The 13,539-nt window shown below is 27.3% G+C and carries 10 protein-coding genes and 3 CRISPR repeat arrays; of the genes, 2 read left to right on the top strand and 8 right to left on the bottom strand.

Annotated elements, in window-relative coordinates; genetic code table 11:
* Positions 1-29: 29 nt before the first annotated feature.
* Positions 30-716 (bottom strand): CRISPR-associated endoribonuclease Cas6, encoded by a 687-nt coding sequence (gene cas6 / locus ACFIJ5_RS09560; protein WP_379806407.1) that lies wholly within the window; start codon positions 714-716, stop codon positions 30-32.
* Positions 717-1,589: 873 nt separating this feature from the next.
* Here cas6 (ACFIJ5_RS09560) and ACFIJ5_RS09555 point away from each other — a divergent pair.
* Complete coding sequence (locus tag ACFIJ5_RS09555) at positions 1,590-2,219, top strand: hypothetical protein (protein WP_379806405.1); 630 nt, start codon at positions 1,590-1,592, stop codon at positions 2,217-2,219.
* Positions 2,220-2,402: 183 nt separating this feature from the next.
* Positions 2,403-2,901: direct repeats of the CRISPR family, unit length 30 nt; unit sequence GTTTTTAGATTACCTATGAGGAATTGAAAC.
* A 207-nt stretch (positions 2,902-3,108) separates the two neighbouring features.
* Here the strand turns inward: ACFIJ5_RS09555 and ACFIJ5_RS09550 are convergent.
* The 7 genes from ACFIJ5_RS09550 to ACFIJ5_RS09520 all read right to left on the bottom strand — a co-directional run bounded on the left by ACFIJ5_RS09550 (position 3,109) and on the right by ACFIJ5_RS09520 (position 10,675).
* Entirely contained in the window at positions 3,109-3,462 is a 354-nt protein-coding gene (locus tag ACFIJ5_RS09550; protein ID WP_379806403.1) for a hypothetical protein, read from the bottom strand.
* 101 nt (positions 3,463-3,563) lie between these two features.
* On the bottom strand, positions 3,564-4,232 hold the full coding sequence (locus tag ACFIJ5_RS09545) for a hypothetical protein (protein WP_379806401.1): 669 nt from the start codon (positions 4,230-4,232) through the stop codon (positions 3,564-3,566).
* Between the two features lie 496 nt (positions 4,233-4,728).
* Positions 4,729-5,034, bottom strand: a complete 306-nt coding sequence (locus ACFIJ5_RS09540; RefSeq protein WP_379806399.1) for a hypothetical protein — start codon at positions 5,032-5,034, stop codon at positions 4,729-4,731.
* A gap of 90 nt (positions 5,035-5,124) precedes the next feature.
* Positions 5,125-5,931, bottom strand: a complete 807-nt coding sequence (locus ACFIJ5_RS09535; protein ID WP_379806397.1) for an ExeA family protein — start codon at positions 5,929-5,931, stop codon at positions 5,125-5,127.
* Between the two features lies 1 nt (position 5,932).
* Entirely contained in the window at positions 5,933-7,627 is a 1,695-nt protein-coding gene (locus ACFIJ5_RS09530) for a DDE-type integrase/transposase/recombinase (RefSeq protein WP_379806395.1), read from the bottom strand.
* 257 nt (positions 7,628-7,884) lie between these two features.
* Complete coding sequence (locus ACFIJ5_RS09525) at positions 7,885-8,484, bottom strand: hypothetical protein (protein ID WP_379806393.1); 600 nt, start codon at positions 8,482-8,484, stop codon at positions 7,885-7,887.
* Between the two features lie 192 nt (positions 8,485-8,676).
* Positions 8,677-9,242: direct repeats of the CRISPR family, unit length 30 nt; unit sequence GTTTTTAGATTACCTATGAGGAATTGAAAC.
* A gap of 137 nt (positions 9,243-9,379) precedes the next feature.
* Positions 9,380-10,675 (bottom strand): IS110 family RNA-guided transposase, encoded by a 1,296-nt coding sequence (locus tag ACFIJ5_RS09520; RefSeq protein ID WP_379806391.1) that lies wholly within the window; start codon positions 10,673-10,675, stop codon positions 9,380-9,382.
* A 417-nt stretch (positions 10,676-11,092) separates the two neighbouring features.
* Positions 11,093-12,054: a CRISPR direct-repeat array (repeat unit 30 nt; unit sequence GTTTTTAGATTACCTATGAGGAATTGAAAC).
* Positions 12,055-12,370: 316 nt separating this feature from the next.
* Between ACFIJ5_RS09520 and cas6 (ACFIJ5_RS09515) the strand changes: the two genes are divergently transcribed.
* Positions 12,371-13,111, top strand: a complete 741-nt coding sequence (gene cas6, locus ACFIJ5_RS09515) for a CRISPR-associated endoribonuclease Cas6 (protein WP_379806389.1) — start codon at positions 12,371-12,373, stop codon at positions 13,109-13,111.
* Positions 13,112-13,539: the final 428 nt, after the last annotated feature.

Genomic DNA, 13,539 nt, shown 5'->3' with positions numbered 1-13,539 from the left:
TAACATGTTTTTTATACAATTACTTATCCTTACTTACAAAATCCCGCTCCTACAGCAGAATTTTTCTCACCTAAACCAGTAGCTCTAGCCAAAAATGTTGCCTTTTGAGCTTCTTCATTATCAAATACTTCTATACTCACCTTATTTGCAAGCAATTTGATACTTTTATAATTAAAATGCATAGGTTTCCTATTTTTAAACTCTATATTCTTTATAAATTTATTTCTTATATTTATATCTTCATTAAAGAAATTTTCATATTTTTTTTCTAAATTGTCTTCTAACCTACGTTTAAATAAATCCAAATCTCCATTATTTTGTAGCCATGGTTTACTGTCTATAGTTACTATTAACGGAGTTTGAGTATAAAGTTCTTTAATATATTTTTTCTTTATTTCTCTCTTAGAAATTGAAATAACATTAAAATCATCACTTTTCAACTTATATAAACAAGAATCTATTTTGTTCATAAAATCATAATCTAATCCTCTAATTTTAAAAATATATAATCTATCTTTTTTATAAAATTTATCTTTTTCTATAGGATAAAAATTATTAAAAACATAATTCTTATATTGTTTTTTTTGATGAACTTCTTTTAGAGTTTGATCTAAAAGCATACTCTTGTTAATATTTTTCCCTATAATATATCCACAGTCTTCAAAATATATATCTTTTTTTAACATTACTGTTACAGTTAATTCAATAAATCTCATATGTATACCTCTTTATTCAAATTTATCTATATTATACCATACATTTCTTTATATTTTATTACTGTACATAAAAAAATTTGTTAAAAAATTTGCATATAACAAGAAAAACTACTTCAAAATTTATGAAGTAGTTTTTTTATCATAATTATTATTTTATTATACATCTCATGTTACTGTTCAACTTAAATGATGGTACTGTTAAAGTATGTGGATATAAATTTAAATACATCTCATGTTATTGTTCAACTGGAAATGATGTTTTAGATAAAATAAAAAATATTAAATTTAAATACATCTCATGTTATTGTTCAACATTATTATTGGTTCAGAGGATTGCTTAGCTTTTTGTATTTAAATACATCTCATGTTATTGTTCAACGTGCTCCAATCCATTTTGGAAAAACTAAAGAAATTACATTTAAATACATCTCATGTTATTGTTCAACCATAGTAAAATAGCCATTTCTCAAAATAAAGAATATCATAAACCCATTGATATTGCAAGGTTTTCAAAAAATTTTACCAACCGATTTTTATTTTAAAAAAATTTAACACAAAAACACTTCTAAATCTAGTCATTTCAATACTTTAACTAGGTTTCAATTTTTATTACGATTGGGAAAAATCTAAAAATAATACCACCCCCTATATCAATAATTTCTCTAAAGAATATTTTGTGCTTTTTATAAGTAATGATAATTTACCAAAATATAGTATAAACTTAAATGCTAGTTATCATATAAAATATTTCAAATATGTTAAAGTGAATTTGAAATATATTGTTTTACATTATTAATAAGTTATGTAATTAATTGTATAATATTTATGTATAGCTATTATTATATTTATTAAATTTAAAATGGAGGTAATATTATGATAGTAACAACATGGAATAATGGTAATTACAATACTTCAGGTGCAGGCTATGGAGTGAAAATTTCTAAAAAAGATAGGCAGAAGTTCTTTGATAAAGCATGGGATAGTGTTGTGATTGGTATTAGCGATTTTAAAAATAGTAAAGAAATTCATCTTCATGATACATTTTGGACAACATGCTCAGAATTAAGAAGTGCAAAAATAGGAAAATATTTAATTGATAATGGATTAGGTAAGTGGGAAAAGAGAAAACCATATAAACTATTACTATTTCCTCAAGTAGATAATAAGTTTATATTAATAATCAGTAATCCAATTGAACTAGCAACTTGGGCGGGAGGAAGTACATTTAAATATGATGGTTCTGTTAAAATTGGAACTAGGATATACTTTGGTGAAAGTGGTGTTGTAGAAATAAGTAAGTTACAATATCAGGCACTATTAAAAGAATATACTGGTATGACAATTGATGTTGGAACTTCAAGGGATAAAGCTCCAATTCATAGTTTAGGACATTGGCTTCAAAAATATGTAACGAAAACTGCTATTGCTTCTTATGTTAGCAACATTTTAATACAAGAAGGATATGCTAAAAAAATTGAGAAATCTATAATTAAATTTAGTTGACAAAAAAACAAATAAGAAATGATATTATAAAACAATCTATTTTTCGTCGACCCCCAATAGCGTAAAAACCCCCGGGGATCGACGAATCTGCTAACCCGCATGAATCCTACATTTCTATATTTTGTTTACAATTTGTTAACAATTGCGTGTTTTTACAAAGTGTGCTATAATGCCCCTTGGACGGTTTTTAGATTACCTATGAGGAATTGAAACAGAAATACCAAGATAATATTAAACCTTCTTCATGAGAGTTTTTAGATTACCTATGAGGAATTGAAACGTTATTGCATTTTGACCTCCCTCATAAATATCCATGTTTTTAGATTACCTATGAGGAATTGAAACTCTTTTATAAATTCTATATTTAATTTTTTTAATTCTTGAGTTTTTAGATTACCTATGAGGAATTGAAACTTTCCATTCTATAATCATGTGCATTTCCTTTGTAATCGTTTTTAGATTACCTATGAGGAATTGAAACGAAAACTTAATAAAGGTAATAGAAACTAAGAGAGACGGTTTTTAGATTACCTATGAGGAATTGAAACTTGATTTTGAATTGCCTTTTTTAAAACGTCTTGATAGTTTTTAGATTACCTATGAGGAATTGAAACTAGGCAATGGTGTATTCCCTAATCCGTCTCCAGGACTAGTTTTTAGATTACCTATGAGGAATTGAAACTATATATTGAAGGCTGACCTACGGACAGTAATATGAGAAATTCATGATTTTATTCATAAATTAACTTGAACTTTATTATATTTGAAATGGAATAATATAAAAAAATATACTGGAAATCTTCAAACTTGTTGAATATGAAAATATTAGAAGTCAGTAAATGTATAGATATCCTGCAGCAATTCAATGTTTTTAAAATTTTACCATAAATTATATATCATATAGTACAAAATCAAATTTAAGTTTGTACTTATTTCTATCAGAAGTATAGCATCTATTAAACCATTTTAATCCACTTCTAAATAAGCTATAAATCCTAACAACTTTATTTTTAACTTTTTTAGTTGCACCTATTATCTTACTCTTTTTATTTTTAGAGCAATCGGCTCCTAATATTATCATCCAAGTATATGCTATACTTAAGCATAAATATAAGTTTTCAAAGTAAATTAAATCTTTAGTCCAAGTATCTTCCATATTGAAACCAGCAGATTTTAAATCTCTAAACATTTCTTCTATAATAAATCTTTTTTTATATTCTCTAACTGCACATTTACTATCCATATTAGTTGCTAAATACCAAGTATCATTAGAATCTATATCTTTGCAAATTGCTAAATTACATTTATATTTCTTAGCTGTTAATAATACAGATTGGAATTTCTTTACTCTTTTTTTAAGGGCTTTATGTCTTCTAAATATTTAATCTTTTCTTTATCTTTTATTTCTACAAGCAAATCTTTTGTGCACCTTATACAGTATTTCCATCCAATCTCATGTATAAATTCAAATAAGTCTATGCTTTTAAACCCTCTATCTCCGAGTAAAATGACATCAAAATTATACGAAGATAAAATTTCATAAAGCTCCGCTATACCTTCTTTTACATGATTAAAATTTTTATTATCTTTTTCATCATACTCAAATATTTTGTACCACAAAGGTATAGCTCTTTTACCTACTTTAAGTGAAAATTTAAGTATTAAAAATCTATCATCAATTGTTGTATGATCAAACATAATAACAATTTTGTTATTAGCATTTCTTTTTACATATTTTTTTAGTATTTCTTCTATAAAAAAGCCATATAGATAATTTGGATTTATTGGTTTTGAAGTAAAAAATCGCTCTATTCTTTTTATTTTACTAGCTTCGGTTGCATCAGTATAAGAATCATTTAATTTCTCTGATATCTTCGATATTACTACAGATTCAGAAAGTATTATTCCTATGATTATATTTACTAGATTTTTTAGCCGTTTGCTTGTTATGGGTAATATTTCATATAGTATTTTTTCTAATTCTGTTGTAATATATTCTTGATTGTTTAACATAGTCAAATTCTCCTTTTTTATAAGTTTGTTTTTGCAGATTCAACTTATATTTTAGGACTTGGCTATGTTTTTTTCTATACTTTTTTATTGGTAATTTAACCATTGGTTAACTTTCCCTTTTCACTGTCCGTAGGTCAGATATTGAAGGAGGTATAAATAATATGAAATACTTGGTTTTTAGATTACCTATGAGGAATTGAAACTTTTATATCCGCCATAAAATCCAAATACATTAAAGTGTTTTTAGATTACCTATGAGGAATTGAAACATAGTTTCTATTGAATACCCTAATTCAAATGCAATCTGCGTTTTTAGATTACCTATGAGGAATTGAAACGCAGTTTGGCGTGTTGTTGCTTGGTATGGTTATATAGTGTTATTAGTCATCTCAATTTGCAGCAACCGCGACAAGAAAATTTGCAGCAAAATATCTTTTAAAGCCGCAGGCAGTTTTTATTTATAATCAACAGCCTGCGGCATAAATTTTTGGAAAATTTATGCTAAATCTATTTCATCTGCGATAGCAGCCAGAGCTGAAGCAACAGTAATACCATCTACAGTTCCTATAACATTGGAAAGTTTTTCTGTATTATAAAACTCATCACTTAAACATGCTAAATGACATCCAGCTCCCCAATCAGGTATACAGGCAAAGTTTCCTTGAGAAGTTTTACCTACTAACACTAATATGCCTGAGCGGCTTTCTATTTTTATTTCAAAATGACTGCCATAATTAATTATAGAACTTATTCTTCCAGTCCAGTTTTCTTTTCTTTTTTTATTTATACATTGAAAAATCATTTTTATACATCACTATCCTTTACTATAAATCAGAAATTAAGCTCATAATCTTCTGCCAAAGGCCTAGTTTGACTTAATTTATTATATTTTTTATTTTGCATAAGCTAACTTTTCCTCCACTATTTTTAGAATATCTTCAGTAATTATAGATTTTTTAAGTTTATAAGCTTCAAATATAGCTGCATAACATAATTGATTTATTTTTCTTGGAACTCCTGAAGTAAGACTATGTATAATTGGGAAACATTTCTCATCAATTATTGAATTTGCACACTTTGCCATATCAAGTTGATAATCAATGTATTCTTTAGTTTGTGCAAGACTTAATCCAGAGCATTCTAAGAATAAAGATATTCTCTGTTTTAAAGGCAGATTTACTGAAAGATTAAGTTGATTTAGTAGTGGCGGTAAACCAGAAAGAATTAACGAAAAGTTTCCGCCTTCATCATAAAAACTTCGTATTTCATCAAACATTGGGATTGAAAGAGTATGTGCTTCATCAATAATAATGCAGTTGAATTTTCCTTGTGCATTTTCTTCATTAAAATAAGTTATAATTTGATTTTTTATATCATCAGCATTAAATGCAGGTTTTAACCTTAGCTTAAGAGCTAATGTTTTATACAGTGCTTTTTTATTTGGATTAGACAGTTCTGAACCAACTACTCTAAATTCAGAAGGATCAAGTTCATTTATAGAATAAAAAATCAGAGAACTCTTTCCTGTGCCGGAGGCACCAGTAACTACAGCAATTTGTCTTGAATAAAATACTGTAGAAATAACATCAGAGTTATTATTAAAATTTTCATACTGAAAACTTTGTTTTGATCTATTTAAAAATGGGATTTTGCTAAATTTAAAAATTTCTAGTATTGCTGTTTGAATTTTTGTATTCATATCATTTAACCTCCGGTTTGTGTTTTTCTAAATTTAATTTTGATAAATACATTATTTTTAATTGTGCTAAATAGTATATAAAATTTTTCTTGAAATCTGGTGTGTTTTCTTTAATATCTGTAAGGATAGATATTAAAATCTCACGATTAAATTCTTTAAAAGTGTCCCACAGCTCGTAGAGCTTTCCTTTTTCAGCAAAAGTAACAGAAGTTATATCAAGTAATTTTGAAACGATAGTTACAAATTCATTTTTATCTATAACATATGTCTTATCTTTAGGTGCTCTTGAAATGATTTCATCAGTAGTGCCTTTTACTGGCTTTTCTTCTTTTGAAATTACTAAATCTTTGGATAAAGATACATTTATCTGTTCCTGAAGATATTTTTGATAATGACTTTTTATGTTACTTAAGTATTGTTTTGATATTTCGGAATTTACACATGGATCTTCTTCTAATTTTCTTACAGATTTATGTTTCTGTGTTTTAAGATCAATAATTTTTGCTATTCCAAAATATTTATCGAGGTAATATACGTGTACATAATCCAAGTGAAATGGATTATATCTAAGACCAATTTTCTTACCTACAAGTTTATTATCAATCTCATAAGTGTTACCTTCAAAGGAAATAACTCCATATTTATTAACAGTTCTTTCTGCATAATGTAGAAATATTTCATCAAGTTGCACTGGGGAGAAAAATCTTAATTTTGTTCCATTTTCTATAGAAAATTCCCAAGTTTTTATAGGTGTTTTTCCAAGTGAAGAATGAATTTTATCATGATATTCCGTTTTAAGCCATCCTTGAAACATATCATTTAGTTCCATTATATTTGTTACTTTATGCTCTTTAATTTCAGATACAAATGAACTTTGCACATACTTCCAAAACACTTCAATTTTCCCTTTCCCCTGTGGATGATACGGAGTTGAATATTTTAGAACGATACCAAGCTTTGCACAAATGAGTTTGAAATTATCGGAAATATATACTTTACCATTATCCACATAAAGACTTGATGGTGCTCCAAATTTTATGACTGCTTTTTTTAAACAATCTTCAAGTCTGGTTAAAGTTGCATCATAATAAAACTGACAGTGTAAAATTCTACGGGAGTGATCGTCGATAAAACCTATAAGATATACTAATTTACTTAAGCCATTGGCATCTGAAATATAAAATGCTTCCATAATATCAGATTGCCACATCACATTTACAGCCTTTTTTTCATGCTTCGCATAAACCCTTGTATCTTTAGAAAGGCTTTCTCTTGTATACCCATAAAAATTTAAAATTCTATTTACAGTTCTAACTTTCAAAAAGTCTTTATCAACTTTATTAGCAAGTTCAAGCATAACAATGATTTTCTGTGCAGAACGACAGGGAAGATCTTCTTTTAATGCTAATATTTCTTTTATAATTTCTTCAGGTATAGAGGGATGTTTCCCCTTATTAGATTTTATCTTAGGTTTTAATCCTTCAAAACCATATTTTCTATAATTGGCATAGTAAGTATATATTGTTCTTTCTCCAATAGTAATAACCCGCCTATTTACAGGATCATGAAAGGTTTTATGCGCTAGCTGATAGGCTGTTTTTCTTATAGTTTCTGGTTTTGCTTCAAGTAACGGGAGAATAACTGAGTACCTAAAAAATGCGATAGCATCTTTTGTCTTGATACTTCCTTCAAACATTAAAATCACCTCATTTCTTTTATGAACTAATTGTATAAAAAATAAGGTGAGTATAAAAATAAAATTTTCTTGCTGTTTTATACCTAGCGGTAAAATATAGAACTGAAAATATAAGAATTGAAGAATTAGATTTATTCAAGCATGTTGTAGGTTGTCTAAATATCTTGTTTTTATAGTAAAATAAAGTAGAAAATAAAAAAATCATAGATTTTTATGAGAACTTGTCCTTAAAATTAACAATATTATAGATTTACAAATTATCTTAAAAATTTGAAAAACTCATTGAGGTAAGATAGGCTACCGCCTTTTAAAATCATAGCATCTGAACAAATTAATGCTGTTTTTAGCAGAATAAATGTTTCTTTGAACCTTAGCTTTATTTTTTTATAATCAACAAAATTAACAGTGGTTATAGTGCTATTAAATGTTTCTGTATATTTTGCATTAAGTAATGCTGTAAATTTTTTATCCGCTGCAGTTCTATTTATTCTTTCACATGATCTAATTAAAATATCTTCACACTCTAATAAATGACCAAAATCTTCTATGTAATCAAAAACACTCTCACCCTTTCTTACATTGGTACTGATATACTCAATTAAATCTGTAGAAACTTTATTATACTTTACAACAAATGATGGAAATATGCTTATGTATTCTTTTTCGCCGGAGGCGTGCTGCCATAATAAAGTCTGTATTTTAATTCTTGAATACTTTAAATCATTTTCTACAGTATAATATATTCCACGTTCAAAAGTTCCATTTTTCTTGAGTTTATCTGACTTTGGTATATTTAATTCCTTGCGGATTGACCTTAAACAAATCCCTTTAAGATACTTTTTTTCATAATCTTTCAAAAAGTTATTGAAATCTATATTCAATTTTAGTATGATGTTCTTAGGGTTTTTGGTCGTACTTAAATCCTAGACAAAAAGCACAGGAAGTATTCAATACCTCTTGTGCTTTTTTTTCTTTATATTTATTACTGCTGATATTCTTGACTAAAAATAAGGATTTACTGCAAATGAAAATGTCCTCTAACAATATAGGTTTTTAGATTACCTATGAGGAATTGAAACAAGGTATGGATAAACCAGCTAAACTTAAATCTATAAGTTTTTAGATTACCTATGAGGAATTGAAACTTTGATACGTTTCGTATATTTAATATTCTAATTGTTTTATGTTTTTAGATTACCTATGAGGAATTGAAACAAAACAATGAAGCAATAAGCGACATTGTAAGAGATAGTTTTTAGATTACCTATGAGGAATTGAAACTTATTATCCATGACTTGCTGATTAAATTGTTCTAATTCGTTTTTAGATTACCTATGAGGAATTGAAACCAAATTTGTTTGAATTTTTTTTAAAATGTGATTATAGTGTTTTTAGATTACCTATGAGGAATTGAAACCCTTTGTAGCTGTGTTGTTGCAAAAAACTATATTGGTTTTTAGATTACCTATGAGGAATTGAAACAAGAAGTATGCTTTAGGGGACAAAATGATTAATTGCTGTTTTTAGATTACCTATGAGGAATTGAAACCTAATAAAGACATTGTTATTCCGAAATATTCTGCGCGTTTTTAGATTACCTATGAGGAATTGAAACAAATATAAAGAAGACCAGCTAGTAATAGTCAATAGTTTTTTTAAAAAAATTTATTTTTAAATTAGGGTATAGCAAAGCTAGCTATTGTAAAAATACGAACAATAGCTCTCTAATTTATTATTTGGGTTTAAAGCCGATTAGGCTACTGTTTTACATTGATTTTGAAGATACATTTTCTCGTGTATCTTAGGATCTCTAATCTCAAAAGGTTTCTGGTTTTTAAGAACCGAGAATATGTACTTGATTAGTTTGTTCATAACAGCACCTAAAGCCACTTTTTTCTTTTTACCTTTAAGATTTTCTTTGTAGTATTTAAGCAAAACTTCATTGTTAGGTTTACCATTTTTGTTAGTTCTCACGGATGCTAATGCGATAGCATATAAGGCTCGGCGTCCGATTCTGGTACCACGCTTAGACATTTTATTTCTATCACTGTTGAATTTGCCTGATTGATTAACAGAAGGATCGATACCAAAATATGCAATTAAATGCTTAGGCTTAAGAAAACCGTTGATGTCACCAATTTCACTCATTATAGTTATTGCTGTTAATTCACCAATACCAGGTATTGAGTATATTAATTGGATGTTTTTAATAAATGTCTCTGGAAGCCTACGGCTTTTTATAAGTGAATGTATTTCCTTCAGCAAACATTCAAGTTGAGTTTCTAAGGTTTCTATCAATGAAATTGTATTAGTGATTTTTACAAATAAGCTAGACGACTTTATCCCAATATAGAGTGCTTCTTGGGAAATAAGAATCAGTTTTTTATAAAGATTTTCACTATAGTTTAGTCCTTTTCTTGAATTGCTAGAAATGATTTCTATCAAAATCTCTCTATCTGCATCAAGAATGGCTTGTGGACTAGTAAATTGCTTAAGTATAGCTAAAGAAGTTTTACACGTAATATTTGAAAATACGGAATTGTATCCAGGAAAAATAACTCTTAAGTCAGTAGATAATTTTTTCTTATAAGTAGATTTAGTATCTGTTAATTTATAGTAGTCTCTGCAGAGAGATTTTAAGGTATAAATTTCAACATCGAATGCAGAAGAACATTTAACAGATTGAAATTTACCTATTTTAGCGATGGATATTGCATCACTTTTATCATTTTTCACTTTTCTTATTCCACTATTTTTGTTACTATTAGTAATGAGTGGATTAAAGATAAATGTTTCGAACTTATCTTTAAGAAAGTGGAAAAGAGTAAGGTGATAAACACCAGTAGATTCCATGAAAATGCCAGTTTTCATGTTAAACTCTTCTTCCGCTTTTTTTATTTGATCTACTAGGTAATCAAAACCATCTCTATTATGTTTAATCTTAAAAGGCTTTCTGTAAATTTCACCGTTAGGTGCCAGAATAGCTACTACTGAAAAATCTGCTGATACATCAATTCCAACTGTTGGTTTATATAAAAATTTACTCATGTGTATTATCTCCTTTATTTTTGAGATAGAATAGATATTCCATTTCTATCAGTAATTCTATAACCTTGTTTGTGACACGGGTAATTCCCAAAAGGAAACCCAACCAGCTAAACATAGAGTTCTCACTGATGGAATGATACGCTAATTCACGGGTATAAATGACTCGACAGAGTCACTCCCAGGAGGTGTACATCTATCCTCTATTCAGGAGATATTATACCAAAATATTTAACTGTATAGGTTTCAATTTGACTTTAATAGAAAACTTAGTTTAGATGTAAAATGAACGCCCTATCGGGCAGAAATAATTAGAATAATAATAAAAAGATTTGTCGTAATGTTCGTTAGAATAATAGATAGTTTTCTATTGAATGTTATGACTACATTATACAAGGAGGTATATTATGGGATTACCACGTTTTTAGATTACCTATGAGGAATTGAAACTAGAGTATCATATCTTTAAAAAATCTGAGATAGATGGTTTTTAGATTACCTATGAGGAATTGAAACGGAACAGATTAGAAAGGGTTCATCAGTATTACCTTAGTTTTTAGATTACCTATGAGGAATTGAAACACAAAATAATAAACATAATTTCAAACGTGATACAATACCGTTTTTAGATTACCTATGAGGAATTGAAACTATTACCTGAGAATAATAAAGAGGTAGAACTTTAGAGTTTTTAGATTACCTATGAGGAATTGAAACGTAATACTAGAGCAGGTGTTCAAGATTTTTATAAAGTTTTTAGATTACCTATGAGGAATTGAAACAAAGAATATCTTCAAAAGGCAACCCGCAACATGAAACGGTTTTTAGATTACCTATGAGGAATTGAAACTAAATATATTGATGTACAATAAGTGCATACACAATGGTTTTTAGATTACCTATGAGGAATTGAAACAAAAATTATATAAAAAAATAAAAGAACACTATAAAAGTTTTTAGATTACCTATGAGGAATTGAAACAAGAAAATAACATCTCTTTCAAAAACAAAAGGTGATGAGTTTTTAGATTACCTATGAGGAATTGAAACTTTCGCCATCACTATTATAAGTGATGTTTTTCAACAGTTTTTAGATTACCTATGAGGAATTGAAACTCAAACTGAAACTATTATATTCAAAAGAATATGTCAGCGTTTTTAGATTACCTATGAGGAATTGAAACTTGGAAAATGCAGTTTTGCTTTTAATTTAGATTGGCGTTTTTAGATTACCTATGAGGAATTGAAACGCAGGTAAGATGAACAAGACAGTAAGAGAGTTAAAGTTTTTAGAATACCTATAAGGAATTGAAACTACCCCTTTTCTCTTTAACAATTCTTATAGCTTGTTTGTTTTTAGAATACCTATGAGGAATAGGTAATTACAACTATTTATATAAAAATTATATAAAAACGTTCAATAAGAAACTCCAGTGACTGTAATAGTTACTGGAGTTTTATCTAATGCTGAATAATGTAAGTATACAGGTAATTACAGTTATTCTACAAATCACATCTTGGTTCATTTATATAATAGTTTTAACATCATATCTTTTATAATCATTTTTCTATTTACATCTAAAAATTCAATTTATCAAATAAAAAAAGAAAAATTTTGAATTATCTTACAAAAGGAAAACATATAAAAATGTAGAAATATATATTATGATTTACAATAAATTGACGAAGGAGAGTGCTATGAGAGTAAAGATTGATCTAAATTTACAAGAACCAATACAGCTGCCTATTCAATATAATCATATATTACAAGCATTAATTTTAAAGATGTTAGGAAATGAGGAGTATCAAACTTTTTTACATGATGAAGGATATGGTTTTAAGAAAAGAAATTACAAACTTTATACATTTTCAAGACTTCAAGGTAAATTTAAAATATTAAAAGATATAAACAAAATAATGTTTTTTGATAGAGTAAGTCTTTTGATATCTAGTTATGATGAAAAATTTTTTAAGTTAGTAGTAAATAATAATATTCACAGGGATTCACTGAAAATATTAGGAAAAGATATTGAAATAAATAATATAGAGGCTTCATTTTTCAATGTTAAGGACAATGAACTTAAAGTATATACAAAATCTCCAATAACAGTATATAGTACTTTTAAGATTGATGAAAAAAATAAAACTTATTATTATAGTCCTTATGAAAAAGAATTTTCTGAAATGATTAGAAAAAATTTAATCAATAAATATATTGCATTTCATGGAAAGGAACCAGAGGACACTGATTTTTCAATAGAAATTTCAAAAAGGAGAAAACCTAAAGAAAGTGTTATTGTTTATAAGGGGATAGTTATAAAGGCATGGAACGGAGAATTTATACTAAAAGGTTCAACAGAACTTTTAAATTTAGCATATAAAGCTGGTATAGGATCTAAAAACTCTCAAGGGTTTGGATGCTTGGAGTTAGCTAAATAGTTCATTAATATTAATCTCAACTTTCTCAGGTGAAAAACAGCTGCTACGGGAAATGATATATTGCTTAGAAACCTTTCACTTCAGTAACAAGTTCTAAGCTTTACTCATATTGAAAAAAGATTTTTTAATTAATATTCCGTAGGAATCAGTAATTAAAAAATAACTTTTTTAAATTCGTAAAGCTAAGAACTTGTAAACTTTGTTCAAAGGTTTCTTACGCAATATATCATTTTCCTTCGCTAAGCAGTAGTTTTTTATTTTAAAAGTTGAGTATTAATAATATGAAAATAATGAAAATTATAAAAAGACTATATAATAACAGAAATTTTTAATTTGATTTTAGATAAAAATTTAAAGAAAGTCATATTTTGATTTTACGAGATTTTGACTAAAAATTTAATATCATAACTAATGATTAAAACTACTTA

Origin of the sequence: Haloimpatiens myeolchijeotgali, from assembly GCF_042688525.2 — a bacterium.
GTDB lineage: Bacteria > Bacillota > Clostridia > Clostridiales > Clostridiaceae > Haloimpatiens.
The sequence above is the reverse complement of the archived record's forward strand: the minus strand, read 5'-3'. Positions and strand labels throughout refer to the sequence as shown.